General features: G+C 68.8%; 15 protein-coding genes. All 15 read right to left on the bottom strand.

What is annotated here, in order from left to right; translation table 11 throughout:
* The coding region (locus VGV13_13560; GenBank protein HEV8642122.1) for a universal stress protein at window positions 1–1,207 on the bottom strand (1,207 nt) is incomplete at its 3' end.
* A 26-nt stretch (window positions 1,208–1,233) separates the two neighbouring features.
* Window positions 1,234–1,995: a carboxypeptidase regulatory-like domain-containing protein gene (locus VGV13_13555; GenBank protein ID HEV8642121.1), complete on the bottom strand. Its 762-nt coding sequence runs from the start codon at window positions 1,993–1,995 to the stop codon at window positions 1,234–1,236.
* A 92-nt stretch (window positions 1,996–2,087) separates the two neighbouring features.
* Window positions 2,088–2,456, bottom strand: a complete 369-nt coding sequence (locus VGV13_13550) for a DUF983 domain-containing protein (protein ID HEV8642120.1) — start codon at window positions 2,454–2,456, stop codon at window positions 2,088–2,090.
* 8 nt (window positions 2,457–2,464) lie between these two features.
* The gene (locus tag VGV13_13545) at window positions 2,465–2,797 is read right to left on the bottom strand and encodes a cytochrome C oxidase subunit IV family protein (protein ID HEV8642119.1); all 333 of its coding nucleotides are present in this window, start codon (window positions 2,795–2,797) and stop codon (window positions 2,465–2,467) included.
* A gap of 8 nt (window positions 2,798–2,805) precedes the next feature.
* Window positions 2,806–3,426, bottom strand: coding sequence for a cytochrome c oxidase subunit 3 (locus tag VGV13_13540; protein HEV8642118.1), 621 nt, complete (start codon window positions 3,424–3,426; stop codon window positions 2,806–2,808).
* Window positions 3,423–3,704, bottom strand: a complete 282-nt coding sequence (locus VGV13_13535; GenBank protein HEV8642117.1) for a hypothetical protein — start codon at window positions 3,702–3,704, stop codon at window positions 3,423–3,425. Before VGV13_13535 ends, VGV13_13540 begins: the two co-directional genes overlap by 4 nt.
* Window positions 3,701–4,375 carry a cytochrome c oxidase subunit 3 gene (locus tag VGV13_13530; GenBank protein ID HEV8642116.1) on the bottom strand — a complete coding sequence of 225 codons (675 nt, stop codon included), beginning with the start codon at window positions 4,373–4,375 and terminating at the stop codon, window positions 3,701–3,703. Before VGV13_13530 ends, VGV13_13535 begins: the two co-directional genes overlap by 4 nt.
* 100 nt (window positions 4,376–4,475) lie before the next feature.
* A complete protein-coding gene (gene cyoE / locus VGV13_13525) occupies window positions 4,476–5,465 on the bottom strand; it encodes a heme o synthase (GenBank protein ID HEV8642115.1) in 990 nt (329 codons plus the stop codon).
* Entirely contained in the window at window positions 5,462–6,340 is an 879-nt protein-coding gene (locus VGV13_13520; protein ID HEV8642114.1) for a COX15/CtaA family protein, read from the bottom strand. The genes cyoE and VGV13_13520 overlap by 4 nt, the downstream gene beginning before the upstream one ends.
* Before the next feature lie 26 nt (window positions 6,341–6,366).
* Window positions 6,367–8,121 carry a cbb3-type cytochrome c oxidase subunit I gene (locus VGV13_13515; protein HEV8642113.1) on the bottom strand — a complete coding sequence of 585 codons (1,755 nt, stop codon included), beginning with the start codon at window positions 8,119–8,121 and terminating at the stop codon, window positions 6,367–6,369.
* Window positions 8,118–8,855 carry a cytochrome c oxidase subunit II gene (gene coxB, locus VGV13_13510; GenBank protein ID HEV8642112.1) on the bottom strand — a complete coding sequence of 246 codons (738 nt, stop codon included), beginning with the start codon at window positions 8,853–8,855 and terminating at the stop codon, window positions 8,118–8,120. Before coxB ends, VGV13_13515 begins: the two co-directional genes overlap by 4 nt.
* Window positions 8,856–8,889: 34 nt before the next feature.
* Window positions 8,890–9,600 carry a hypothetical protein gene (locus VGV13_13505; GenBank protein HEV8642111.1) on the bottom strand — a complete coding sequence of 237 codons (711 nt, stop codon included), beginning with the start codon at window positions 9,598–9,600 and terminating at the stop codon, window positions 8,890–8,892.
* 38 nt (window positions 9,601–9,638) lie between these two features.
* Entirely contained in the window at window positions 9,639–11,297 is a 1,659-nt protein-coding gene (locus VGV13_13500) for a c-type cytochrome (protein HEV8642110.1), read from the bottom strand.
* Entirely contained in the window at window positions 11,297–12,049 is a 753-nt protein-coding gene (locus tag VGV13_13495) for a cytochrome c (protein HEV8642109.1), read from the bottom strand. The genes VGV13_13500 and VGV13_13495 overlap by 1 nt, the downstream gene beginning before the upstream one ends.
* Window positions 12,046–12,879, bottom strand: coding sequence for a cytochrome c (locus VGV13_13490; protein ID HEV8642108.1), 834 nt, complete (start codon window positions 12,877–12,879; stop codon window positions 12,046–12,048). Before VGV13_13490 ends, VGV13_13495 begins: the two co-directional genes overlap by 4 nt.
* Window positions 12,880–13,033: the final 154 nt, after the last annotated feature.

Here is a 13,033-nt window from a genome sequence, read left to right as displayed (position 1 = left end):
TCTTCTCGGCCATGCGCGTGGGCATGAAGATGGCCATGGCCTCGTCGATGACCTTGTTGGTGATCACGGTGTGGCCCTGCTCGATGGCGTAACGCAGGAGCGCGGTGCGCGCGACGCCCTTGACCTGGAGCGGCACGCGCTCCATGCGGGCCTCCGCCTCCTCGGTCCACGAGATGATCTCTTCCGCCTTGACGTCGAGCGGCGGGTAGAACTTGCCGCCGGTGAGCAGGACGTTGCACGGCGCGAGGCGCAGCAGATTTTCGGTGTTGGACCCCAGATCGACCTCGCGCTCGTCGGAGTGCACGCCGACGCGGCCGAGGATGAGGAGCCACGGCTGCTCCTTGCGGACGAAGGTCAGAATTTTCTCGAAACACTTTCCATCGAGGAGCGTGATGGAGAGATCGACGCCATCTTCCGCCGCCAGCTTGCGGCCGATCTCCAGGTGCGACTGGTAGATCTTCGCCAGGCCGGTGTCGATGATCTCTTCGTGGAGCTGCTCCTGCTCCTTGAAGCGGAAGATCTTCGACGCCTTCTCGTTGAGCACGCCCACGATCCCGTTGAACATGGCGTAGTGCAGGTAGGGATCGTAGACGGCGACTGCCTGCAGGGGCCGGCCGAGGGCCTTGGCCAGCGCGATGCCGAGCTTGAGGCCGTTGAAGGACTGGGGGGAGCCGTCGAGACCGACCACGATCGCGCCCTGCTGGTCCCTCAGCGGATCGTGGTTGCGGACGACGAGCGTGTCCGTGGAGACCCGGCGTACGAAGCGCTCGGTCACCGACCCCAGGTGGCTGTCCTTGACCGCGCCCATGCCGAGGGCGCCCATGATGACGAGGTCGTAGTCGGATGCCCGGGCGTCCTCGATGAGCGCTTTGTAGTGCTTGCCGTCCATCATCTTGCGCTCGAAGCCCAGCCCGGCCGCCTCCGCCTTCCGGGCCATCACGTCGAGATAGGAGTCGGAGATGAGCTGCAGCCCCATGGCGATGAGGGAGTCGTGGATCTTCCGCTGGCGCTCGAGCTCCTGCTCGTCCTTGTACTCCTCCGGCAGCGTGTACTCCATCTGCTTGAACCGGTAGTCGTGCAACCGGGCGGCGTACACGTGACAACCCGTCAGCGTCGCGCCGAACGCCCGGCCCAGCTCGACCGCCAGGTCGATCGCCCGGTTCGAGTAGTCCGAGTTGTCCACCGGAACGTAGATGTGCTTGTACATGGACTCTCCCCCTCGCTCGTGAGCGCTCAGCGCAGCTCGAACTCGACCATCGCCGTGGCGTTGGGCGCGATCGTGACCTCTTTCGTGACCGTCCGCGCCTCGTCGTAGACGGGACGCCCGTCCTTGTCGACACCCTGGGGGCGGAACCCCTCGTGCCACATGGTGACCCGGTACCGGCCCGGCGGCACCCCGTCGATGCGGAACGCGCCCCGCTCGTCGGTGACGGCGAAGTAGGGGCTGTCGTGGACGTAGAGCCAGCCGAACATGTGCGTGTGGGCGTCGCACAGCACGCGGACGGGACCGGGCTTGACGAGCTTCCTGGTGATCTCGATGACCTGGCCGGCGTTGGGGAGGGCCAGGTTGAAGACCGTCAGCTTGCCGGACGAGCCCGCGGTGCCGGCGTGAAACCCGTGGGTGTTGTGCAGGATCGGATCGGAGTTCTTCACACGCGTGCGCTCGCCGACCATGGTCGCGGCCACATGGGGCACGAACCGGCACTGGTGGTTGTCGACCACCACGCCGCCGCTCGGCTTCTTGCCCCGCCCGACGCCCTCGATGAGGACCACGCTGCCGCGCACTCCGCGATCAGCGCCGCCCACCACCAGCGCCTCCGACTCCTTGACCTCGCCGCAGACCTCGCGGTTCTTGTTCACGCGGATGGGCTCGAGCCTGGGCGGCGTGCCGGCGAACCTCACGGCGCCGGCGAGCATGCCGCCGTCCTTCACCACGACCTCCTCGTACGCCGCCCCCGCCCCCCCCGGGACGAGGCCAAGCCCCAGAATGAGCACAAGCGTGAGAATGGCCGCCTTCGAGCGCCGGCTTCGCCGGCGCCACTCTCCTGGGGGGAGGCATCGGAGGGGGCCGCCGAGGCCCCCTCCGACTATTGCTCGGGGTTCACGAAGTACTCGAGCGCCAGCCAGAGGCTGCGGCTGTAGCGGAAGAACCAGAGCGGAAAGACGACGAGGAAGGGGACCCAGATCGCGAACTGCGCCGCCGTCGAGATCCCGGCCCGCGACCAGAGTACGAAGTACCCGCCGACGGCGATCACCGTCGTGACCGCGTAGTTGATGTAGATCGCGCCCACGAAGTACCCCTGGGCGCGCTCGAAGCGGAGCCCGCAGAACCGGCACTCGCGCGCCATGGCGAACCAGCCCCGGAACAGTGGTGTCTCCCCGCAGCGGGGGCACCGCAGGCGCAAGGCCCGCCGGACGGCGCGGGCGGCCCGGGCCCGCTGGTCTTCGACGGGCATGGCTCACCTCAGTGCTTGGCGGGCGCGTGCGCCGCCGGCTTCTTGACAGCGGTCTTGTGGTCGACGGCGAAGCCGTCGGGGAGCACGACGAAGACCAGCAGCGTGGCGATGACGAGGGGCGTGATGGCGATGAGTCCGAGCGTCCGGGTCTCGAATCTCAGATGCATGAAGTACATCGCCACCAGCGCCGCCTTGCCCAGCGCCAGCGCCACCAGGAGCACGCCGATCGTGAGCTTGGCCAGCGGCAGGAAGATGACCGCCAGCTCGATCACCGTCAACGCCGCCAGGTACCAGAAGACCGCCATGTAGTTCGGATGCTTGTGTTCCGCCGTGGCCGCCATCGGTCCCCCTACAGCAGGTACATGAAGGTGAAGACCATGATCCAGACCAGGTCGACGAAGTGCCAGTACAGGCCAGTGATCTCCACCGCGTTGTAACTGGCCGCCGGGTCCGGACGGTTCGTCACGTAGCGGATGATGGAGAGCAGATAGATGACGCCTCCGGTCACGTGCAGGCCATGGAAGCCGGTGACGATGAAGAAGGAGGCGCCGAAGAGGCTCGCGCCCCAGGGATTGCCGTTGATGTGCAGCCCCTCCCGGATCAGCTTCGACCACTCGTAGGCCTGCAGGCTCACGAAGATGGCCCCGCCCAGCGCGGTGTAGAAGAGGAACCACCGGCACCGGATCCGATCGCCCTTGCCCAGCCACTCGAGCGCCTTCACCATCGTCACGCTCGAGCAGATGAGGAGGAAGGTCATGAAGGCCGTGAGGTTGATGCCCAGGACGTCGAAGGGGATGGGCCAGTCGAGGCTCGTCGCCCGCATGAGGCCGTAGGAGGCGAGCAGCACGCCGAACCCCACGGCGTCACCCGCCAGGAAGATCCACATCCCGAGCTTGCCCCAGCTCTCCGGAGTGAGCGGGGTCTCGGCCGGTTCCACCGCCGAGTGCACAGAGGCCGCTGCTGGAGTCATGTCGTCTCCTCGATGGGAAGGTTCAACCGCGCGCGATCCGCGCGACGGCGGCGGTAGCAGTAGGCGAGCACGCCGCCGACGGCGGCCGCGACCATGAACGGCATGATGAGCAGGCCGAGAAATGCCCAGTTGAAGGTGCGGTCCCCGTAGGGCGAGCTGAGGCAGGCCGAGCAGGCGGCCGCCGGGCCCGGCGGCAGCGCCAGCGCGAGCGCTGCCAGTACGCGCGTGGCCGGACGGGCCAGGAGGCGGCCGAGCGAAGCGAACGCCGGGCCGTTCACAGCAGGTACACCGACAGGTAGAGGATCGGCCAGAGGGCGACGACGAAGTGCCAGAACAGCGCACAGGCCCGGAACGGCGCGGTGCCGCCGTCGGCGAACCGCCCGCGCGCAGTCAGCAGCAGCGTGACGGCCAGCCAGACCAGCGCCCCCAACACGTGCACGGCGTGGGTGCCGATGAGCGTGTAGAACGTGGCGCCGTAGGCGCCGGAGGACACGGTCAGCCCGAACCGGATGAGGCGGACCCACTCGTAGCCCTGGACCAGGAGGAACAGGCCGCCGAGACCGGCGGCGGTGGCCAGGCGCCGGACGGCCAGCCCGCGGTCGCCCGCGTTCAGCGCGCGGCCGGCGGCGACCATGGCCACGCTCGAGGCCAGCAGCACGAGCGTGTTCACGCCGGTCACCCCCAGCGGCAGCCGCGGCTGTAGCGGCGGCGGCCAGACGGGCGCGGCCAGGCGCAGGACCCAGGAGGAGAAGATGAGGCCAGTGAAGAACATGACCTCTGCACCGATGAAGAAGATCGTCGCCAGGACCACGTTGTCGAGCGCGGCCCGCCGCCGCGCGGGACCGCCGTCGGGCCCGTCGCCTCCCCCCGGGGGCGGGGGCGGGGGGGGCGTCCGACCGTTCGCGCGCGACGGCCGACGCCGAGGCGGCGCCTCGAGGACGCGCGTCACCAGCGGATCCCCACCAGGAACGCGGCCACTGCGAGCCCGGCCATGATGACGACCAGAATTCGCGCCGTGCGCCGATTCTTCCCTCGGATCTCGTTGGCGGTCATACCTTGTCGAGAGCCAGCAGGGCCAGCACGGCCGGCAGGTAGAGCAGCGATGCGAACAGGACGCGGCGCGCCGACAGCGACGAGGGCGCCAGCGCCTGCAGGGTGCCAAAGGTCGCGAAGACGAGGCCCAGGAGCAGCGCGCCGACGAAGTACAGTGGCCCGGCCATGCCGATGAGCGTGGGCAGGAGACTCACCGCCAGCAGGGCCAGGCACCCCGTCACGATCTGCCGCTCCGTGCTCCAGCCGTCGGCGTCCACGACGGGCAGCACGCGGACCCCCGCCCTCGCGTAGTCGTCCCGGTAGAGGCGGGCGATGGCCAGCGTATGGGGCAACTGCCAGAGGAAGAGGATGCCGAACAGCACCCACGCCCCCACCGCGACATCCTCCCGCGCCGCCGCCCAGCCGGTCACCGGCGGCAGCGCGCCGGGAACCGCGCCGACGACCGTGCAGAGCGGCGTCCGCAGCTTCAGCGGCGTGTAGGCGAAGAGATAGAGGACGACCGTGGCCGCGGTGAGGCCGGCGGCCAGCGCGTTCACGCAGGCCGCGAGGTACGCGACACCGAGCGCGGTGGCGGCGGCCCCGAAAGCCAGCGCTTCGAGGGGCTGCAGCCGGCCGTCCGGCAGCGGCCGCGTGCGCGTGCGGTCCATCCGGGCGTCGACGTCCCGCTCGGCGTACTGGTTGAGGGCGAGCGTGCCACCCGCCGCCAGCAGGGTGCCGACGATGAGGTGGAGCATGCGGACGTAGTCGGGCGCGCCGGTCAGCCCGACGTAGTAACCGACGAGCGTCGCCACCAGCACCATCACGACGACGCGCGGCTTGGTCAGGGCCAGGAGGTCCGCGGCCAGTTGCCGGCGATCGCGGGCGATGGCGCCGACGATTTGTTCGGAGGGGGCGGACGTGAGAGGGCCTTCCGGCCCCCTTCGAACCTCCCCACCGGAGGGTTGTGCGGGCAACGCCCGGGCTCGAACGAGCGCCAGATCACTCATGCCGTAAGCTCCACCACCGCGACCAGCGCCCCCCCGCGCGCTCGAGGAGCCCACGCGCGCGCGGCGAGCACCACGGCCGCGCCCAGGGTCAACGCACCGGCCAGGCGGTGAGCGACGGTCAGGATCAGGCCGAGCCCGTCGGGGAGCGCCCCGGGCAGGACCCGCACCAGCAGGCTGCCCACCCCCAGCAACAGCTGGGCCCCCAGCAGGGCGAGCAGCGCGCGCGCCACCGGCGCCGCCACGGCATCGCCGCTCCCCCGGAGCCGGGCGGTGGCGATCGGTGCCAGGGCGAAGACGGCGAGGGCGCCGATCAGGTGCGGCTGCAAGAAGCCCGCGTGAGTCAGGAGCGCGCCGAAGACGATCTGGACGTAGACGAGCGCCGCCACCGCGAGCGTCACTGACCGCGTGGACGGCGCCAGGGCTTCGGCGGTGGCGGGCTCCTGCCATCGGGGGGAGGTCACCAGCGCGGCCACGGCCACCAGAGCGAAGAACGCCGGGGCCAGGCAGCCGTGCAGGATGGCCAGCGTCGGCTCGAGCAGGACGACGCGGAGGCCGCCCAGCACGCCCTGGGCGACCACGGTGGTCGCGGCGACGAGGCCGAGCGCGCGCAGGCGCCCACCGGCGCGCCAGAGCGCGGCGGCCAGCGCCAGCGTGAGCAGCCCCACCAGCACGCCCAGCAGCCGGTGGCTGTGCTCGTAGAAGATCCCGCCGACCATCTGGGACCATGGGTAGAGGAACAAGTTGTGGCCGAAGGTGGTCGGCCAGTCCGGCACGGCCAGCGCCGAGCCCGTGTTGGTCACCAGGCCTCCGAAGAGGATCAACACGAGCGTCGCCACCGCCGTCATCAGCGCCAGACCATGCGCCGCGGTCGCCATCCCGATGCGTGCCTCCGGCGATCCGCTCAGTGTCGCGAGGTCCCGGCCCGCACCAGCGGCGGCTGCGACTGCGGCAGGAAGTCCTCTCTCGACTCCGGCGAAGTGTACTCGTAGGGCCCGCGGTACACGGTCGGCACCGTCGGCCCCCAGTTCAGGTGCGGCGGGGGCGAGGGCGCCGTCCACTCCAGCGTGTTGGAGTTCCAGGGATTCAGGGGCGCCTTGGGGCCGGCGAAGAGCGACCAGAAGAAGTTGATCACGAAGGGGATCTGCGCGATCCCGAGACCGATGGCGCTGATGGTGATGAGCACGTTCCAGTGCTGCTGGTGCTGGAGGAACTCGTACTGGAGCGGGTTGTAGATGCGCCGCATCTGGCCCCCCACACCGATGATGTGCATGGGGAAGAAGGTGAGGTTGAAGAAGACGAAGGTCGGCCAGAAGTGCAGGTGCCCCAGCGCCGTGTTCATCAGGCGGCCGAACATCTTCGGGAACCAGTAGTAGATGGCGGCGAAGGCCCCGAAGATCGAGCCGCCGAAGACCACGTAGTGGATGTGGGCCACGATGAAGTAGGTGTCCTGGATGTAGATGTCCACCGGCGTGGAGGCCATGAAGATGCCCGAGAGCCCGCCGATGACGAACATCCACACGAAGGCCAGCGCGTTCAGCATCGGCACCGTGAACTGGATGCGGCCACCCCACAGCGTGCCGAGCCAGTTGAAGGTCTTGATGGCCGACGGCACGGCGATGATCATCGTGGTCACCATGAACGACATGCCCAGCGCCGGGTTCATGCCGCTCACGAACATGTGGTGGCCGTAGACCACCCAGGAGAGGAACGCGATGGCGATCATCGAGAACGCCATGGCGTGGTAGCCGAAGATCGGCTTGCGGGCGAAGACCGGCAGGATCTCCGAGGCGATGCCCATGGCGGGCAGGATGAGGATGTAGACCTCGGGGTGACCGAAGTACCAGAACAGGTGCTGCCAGAGCAGCGGCTCGCCGCCGCCCGACGGCTTGAACCAGTTCGTGCCCAGCGTCCGGTCGAAGAGGAGCATGGCCACGCCCGAGGTGAGCACGGGCAGGGCCAGGAGCAGCAGGATGGCGGTGATGAAGAGCGACCAGACGACCAGCGGCATGCGGAAGAGCCTCATCCCGGGCGCCCGCATGTTGATGATCGTGGTGATGTAGTTGATCGCCCCCATCATCGACGAGACACCGAGGACGAACAGGCTGATGCACCAGAGGTTCTGCCCCCAGTTGGTCCCCGTGTACTCCGGCACCGAGCTGAGCGGCGCGTAGGACGTCCACCCCGCCGCCGCGTGGCCGCCGGGGACGAAGAAGCCGGCGAGCATCAGGACACCCGATAGCGCAGCCACCCAGAAGGACAGCATGTTGAGGAAGGGAAAAGCCATGTCTCGGGCGCCGATCATCAGCGGGATGCAGAAGTTGCCGAAGGCGCCCGCCAGGATCGGCATGATGACGAAGAAGATCATGATGGTGGCGTGCATGGTGAAGGCCATGTTGTACTGGCTGGGCTCCAGGATGCCGCCGGTCTCGGTGAGGACCCAGCCGAGACCGGGCACCGGGGTCTCCGGCCAGGCCAGCTGCCAGCGGACCATCAGCGCCAGGAGGCCCCCGATGATCATCATGAAGAGCCCCAGGAACAGGAACTGGCGCGCGATCATCTTGTGGTCGGTCGAGAAGATGTAGGTCCGCACGAAGCCCACCTCGTGGTGCGCCGCGTGAGCGGTGTGCGCGTGAGCCGTGGCGCTGGTGGCGCTCATTTCTTGGCTCTCCCTCCCGTCTTGGCGACCGGTTTCTCCGGCTCCTTCTTGGCCTCCGGGGCGGCGGGCGCCGCCCCGGCCCGGAGGTTCTCGGCCGCCCACCTGGTGTAGTCCTCGGCGGTGTGCGCGTACACCCAGGCCCGCATGCCCGAGTGCCCGAAGCCGCACAGCTCGGCGCAGGGCACCTCGTACTGGCCGGGCTTGGTGACCTCGAACCACTGGGGGATCTCGCGCCCGGGCACCGCGTCCTGCTTGAACCGGAACTGGGGCACGAAGAAGCTGTGGATGACGTCCTGCGACCTGAGGTTGACCCGGATCGGCTTGCCGACCGGTACGTGCATCTCGTCGAGGAAGGTCTTGTCGTCGGCGGTGCCGAACCGGCCGTCGGGCCCCGGATAGGTGACCTGCCAGTTGAACTGCTTGCCCGTCACCTGCACCACGAAGTCGGTCTGGGGCATCGTCATCTTGATCCGGGACCAGGCCGGCACGCTGAGGAAGGTGAGCACCACCAGGATCAGCGCCGGCACCACGGTCCAGACGATCTCCAGCGGGGTGTTGCCGTGGGTGTAGCGCGCCCGACGCCCCGGCCGATCCCGATAGATGACCAGGAAGGACAGGAGGGCGACCGTCACGAGGAGGAACACCCCCCCCGTGATGTAGTAGATCAGGTGGAAGAGCCAGTCGATCTCCTGGCCATAGGTGGAGACGTTTTCCGGCAGCCACCAGTTCAGCATGCGGTTGTCATTCCCCCGGGGATTGCTGCGTGAGCTACTTCTTCATCTCGAAGCCGACCTTGACCGTCTGCCCGGCTTTGACCTCGACCTCTTTCTCCTGCTTGCCCAGCGTCTCGTGCCAGACCTCGACCTTCTGCTTGCCGGCCGGCACGTTCTCGATCTTGGCCACCCCGTTCTCCTTGGTCACCCCGAAGTAGGGGTGGGGCAGGACGGCGATCCAGCCCAGCATCCAGCTGTGCACGTCGCAGGTGACCTTGATGATCTCGGGCTTGTCGAACTTCTCGGCCATCACCTTCTTGAACTTCGGCTGGGCCTTGTTGATGGACGGATTGGCGGTCGAGTAGGTGTGGATGTTGTGCAGGATGTCGTCGGAGTTCTTGACCTCGACCTCGCCCGGCATCATCGCCAGCACGTGAGGGACGAACTTGCAGCCGTGCTGGTCGAGCACGGGCTTCCCCGCCTTCGCGGTCGTCGCGCCCTTGGCCCCCGCCACCGACACCACGGCGTTGGCCAGGCCCTTGTTGGGGCCGACCACGATCTTCTCGATCGTCGCCTCGGTCCCGCACTTCTGGGTGTCCTTGTTGACCTTGAGCTTCTCGACCACGGGGGCGCCGTTGTACTTCACCTCGGCCTCGATCGTGCCGCCACCTCCCTGCGCCGTGGCCGAACCCGGCCCGCCGATGAATGCTGTCGCACCGGCCACGACCAGCGCCAGCGCGATGAATGTTCCCAGTGCTGTCCGCATCGCTTCTCGTCCTCCTTCGTCGCACAGTTCACGTCTGATCACGAAACGCTGAGACCGCGCCGGTTCGCCGCCCACACGATCACGAGCATTGCCCCCAGCGCAAGAAGGGCCACCACGGGAGGTACCACCAAGCGCGCCTTCGACTGCGGCTCCTCCAGGCGCAGATAGTACCACGAGGTTAAAGACAGCTTGGTGCCCGTCTCGCCGGCGCCACCGTCCCAGGCCTGGAAGGCGATGGGCGTGAACACGGCCGGCCGGAACGTCGTGCGGCTGGCGTCCTTGGCCCCCAGCGCCCGCTTGATCACGACCTGGTACTGCCCGTTCGCGTAGGCGGCCTTCCCCGTCGCCTCCGAGCCGGCCAGCGCCCTCACCTTGGTGGGCCCGTTGGCCGTCACCTCGCTCACGCCCTTGCCGCTGTCCCAGCGCAGCTGATAGACCGCCTCCGAGGCGTCCCCCATGAGGAAGTAGGGTCGCTCGCCGCCTGGCTCGAGCTTGGGCGGGAACTGGAGCGCGATCGCGTCGGCGAAGGTCTGCTTTCCGTCGGGCTTGGACTCGGTGGGATCGTCCCACGTCAGGTGGAAGGCGATCTCCCGGTCGTTGTACACGGCCCGCACGGTGACCAGGTCGATCGAGGGATTGAAGTTGCGCGGATCGGCGATCACCTGGCCCATGAGCGGGATGTCTTGGCCCGCCATCTTCTTCCACAGCTCGGCCTTCGGGTCGTCGGGGATCGCCTCGCCGACGGCCGTGGCCGGCAGGAGCGTGGCGTAGACCGGCGCCTCCGGGCCCAGCGACGCGAGGTAGTTGGCGAGGTGCCAGATGTCGTCCGGCTTCTCCACGCTGTCGAGGAAGGCCGGCATGGGCGTGCCCAGCACCCCGGCGGCGAGCCGCGTGGCGATGGCGGCCCGACTCGGCCCACCGCGGAAGGTCCACCGCTTGGTGAGGTTCGCCGGCTTGATGGGCTGCCCCCACTCGTCCTTGAGCTCGTCGCGCGAGGGGCCGTCCGCCCGCCCGTCGGCGCCGTGGCACTTGTTACACTCGATCGCCTCGAACATCTCCCGGCCGCGCTTGATCGACTCCGCCGACGAGCGGACCTCCTTGGGCAGCTCGAGCTTCTTGGGCGCCTCCTTGAACTTCTCGGACGCGAAGGACTTGATGTAGGCGATCACGTTCCACCGGTCCCTCTCCGAGAGAACCCCCCACGGTGGCATCGAGGTTCCCGGCATGCCCTCGGTGATAATCCTAAAGACGTCCTGGTCGCTCGGCATCTTGGTGGACGTCGTGCGGATCTTGTAGATCCCCGAGGTGAGGTCGCGCGGCTTGGGATCGAGCAGCTCGGCGGCGGGTCCCTTGCCGTCCCCTTTCTCGCCGTGGCAGCCCATGCACTTCCTCTCGTAGACCGCCTTGCCGGCCGCCGCATCCCCCGCCTGGGCGAGCGCCGGCGCCGCGCCGAAGGCGATGCACGCGACGAGGGCGACTGCCGCACCGAGCCCCGCGCCTGCCGACGCGCGGGGGAAGCGACGGCGCGGGGTGCGGCCTGCCCGTGCGAGACCCGTTCCCGCCGAGGTGGACCGCGCACAGAAGCGGAGATGGGATCGCGCGGCGGCGACGAACGCCGCCGGGCTCGTGGTCGAGCAGGGGCAGGCCGCGCCCCGCGCCGCCAGGACCGCTGCGCAGCGCCCGACGCCCGCGCGCATCAGTGCGCGGTCTCCCAGCGCCGCGGCTGCTGGCCGGTGGCGTCGTAGAGGTGCATGATCACCTGCCAGATCTGCTCCTCGGTCAGCCGGTCTTCCCAGGCGGGCATGACCGAGTTCCACGGCGTGGATTCCCTCGGCAGCCCCGGCCCGCCCTTGGCGATGCGCCAGAAGAGGTAGGCCTCCTGGAGCATGGCGATCGTGCCCGAGTCCTGGAAGTTCGCCGGGGGCGGGTTGAAGCCCCGGGCGAAGTGGCCCTGCCCGTCGAGATTGTCGCCGTGGCAATAGACGCAGTTGCGGATGTAGAGGGCGGCGCCGGCCGCCACGTGCTTCTGGTAGCTCGCCTGGTCCTTCCGCAGCGGGTTCTCGGCCCCCGAGATGTTGATCTGCTTGCCGCGGAACTGGATGGTGTCCGGCGGCGCCGGGTGCACGGCGCGCAGCTCCGCCGGCGCCTGGGGCCTGGCCGCCGCCTGCGTGTAGGCGTAGTAGCCGAGCAGCAGCGGGATCACCACCGCCAGCGCGTAGCGGAGGATGCGCTTGTCGGGATCGACCAGCGTCGACCGGATGGGGCGGGTGAAGCCGCGCCAGGAGTCGCTATCGGAGGAGACGAAGATCAGCACGGCCAGGAAGACGACGGCCATGTAGAGCGTAAACACGCTCCACGGCGCCGGCGGCCGGATCCCGAAGCGGAGGATGATGGCGGAGAGGACGAGGATGAGCGCCGCCTGGACGAAGCGGGAGCGGAGGAAGCTCATTTGAGCGTCATCAGGAACGCTACCAGGTCCGTGTACTCCTTGGCGGTGAGCGTCTGGCCGAAGGTGGGCGGCATCACGCCCTTCGGATAGCCGGCCACGGTGCCCATCCCGGCCGGGTCGAGGATCTTCTTCATGATGTAGTCGGGCGCCTGGATCTTGGCAATCTGCGAGAGGTCGGGGCCGACCGGCGACGCTCCGACCTTGCCCGCCTTGTGGCAGGCGATGCATCCGCCCTTGCCGGCGAAGATCGCCTCACCGGCCTTGGGGTCGCCAGGCAACTTGATCTCCGCGGCCGCGGGCCCGCCGCCGGCCGCGGCACCCACGGTGGCCGGAATGTCATTGAGCGTGACGTCGACGGTGCCGCCGAGCGATTGGAGAAAAGCGACGAGCGCCCACACCTCGGAGCGGTTCAGGCTGATCGGCGGCTTGTCGACGGCCGGCATGATCGGCGGGTAGCCCTCCACCTGGTAGGCGCCCGGCTCGATCAGGGATTCGAGGAGGTACTGCTTGGCCATCATTCCCGCCCGCGGGGGCTTTCCCTTGGTCGCGCGCTCGGCGGCGCGGCCGGTGGCCCGAGAGCCGATGCCGGCCAGGTCCGGCGCCCGCGTCCCCTTCTGGCCGATGCGGTGGCACACCTCGCAGGTCCCCTTGGCCTTGAAGATCTCCTCGCCGGCCTTCACGAGCTGCGCCGTCGTCACCTGGCCGCCCTCGAGGCTGAGCTCCTGCGGCGGCCTGGACTCGATCTGGGGAATGGAGTTCGCGAAGTAGCTGTAGCTCCCCATCACCGCCAGGGCGAACACCCCGACCTTGACGCCGACCGGCACGCGCATAACTAGTATTCCGTTCGGAAAGTCATGTTAACGATCGCCGCGCTCGCGCCGCTGCCGGCGGGGCCGACGGGCACGCACGGCAGGGATCGCGGGACCACGCGGCACGCGTCCGCTGCCACGCTGCGGCTGGGCTCCACCTGGGCACGCGGGGTCC

Source organism: Candidatus Methylomirabilota bacterium (assembly GCA_036001065.1).
Lineage (GTDB): Bacteria > Methylomirabilota > Methylomirabilia > Rokubacteriales > CSP1-6 > MNEF01.
The sequence above is the reverse complement of the archived record's forward strand: the minus strand, read 5'-3'. Positions and strand labels throughout refer to the sequence as shown.

What these genes read in the sequence shown, in the direction of transcription:
- VGV13_13550 (HEV8642120.1), bottom strand. Translation starts at nt 2,456, where the DNA reads ATGCCCGTCGAAGACCAGCGGGCCCGGGCCGCCCGCGCCGTCCGGCGG.
- VGV13_13545 (HEV8642119.1), bottom strand. Translation starts at nt 2,797, where the DNA reads ATGGCGGCCACGGCGGAACACAAGCATCCGAACTACATGGCGGTCTTC.
- VGV13_13540 (HEV8642118.1), bottom strand. Translation starts at nt 3,426, where the DNA reads ATGACTCCAGCAGCGGCCTCTGTGCACTCGGCGGTGGAACCGGCCGAG.
- cyoE (HEV8642115.1), bottom strand. Translation starts at nt 5,465, where the DNA reads ATGAGTGATCTGGCGCTCGTTCGAGCCCGGGCGTTGCCCGCACAACCC.
- VGV13_13520 (HEV8642114.1), bottom strand. Translation starts at nt 6,340, where the DNA reads ATGGCGACCGCGGCGCATGGTCTGGCGCTGATGACGGCGGTGGCGACG.
- VGV13_13515 (HEV8642113.1), bottom strand. Translation starts at nt 8,121, where the DNA reads ATGAGCGCCACCAGCGCCACGGCTCACGCGCACACCGCTCACGCGGCG.
- coxB (HEV8642112.1), bottom strand. Translation starts at nt 8,855, where the DNA reads ATGCTGAACTGGTGGCTGCCGGAAAACGTCTCCACCTATGGCCAGGAG.
- VGV13_13505 (HEV8642111.1), bottom strand. Translation starts at nt 9,600, where the DNA reads ATGCGGACAGCACTGGGAACATTCATCGCGCTGGCGCTGGTCGTGGCC.
- VGV13_13500 (HEV8642110.1), bottom strand. Translation starts at nt 11,297, where the DNA reads ATGCGCGCGGGCGTCGGGCGCTGCGCAGCGGTCCTGGCGGCGCGGGGC.
- VGV13_13495 (HEV8642109.1), bottom strand. Translation starts at nt 12,049, where the DNA reads ATGAGCTTCCTCCGCTCCCGCTTCGTCCAGGCGGCGCTCATCCTCGTC.
- VGV13_13490 (HEV8642108.1), bottom strand. Translation starts at nt 12,879, where the DNA reads ATGCGCGTGCCGGTCGGCGTCAAGGTCGGGGTGTTCGCCCTGGCGGTG.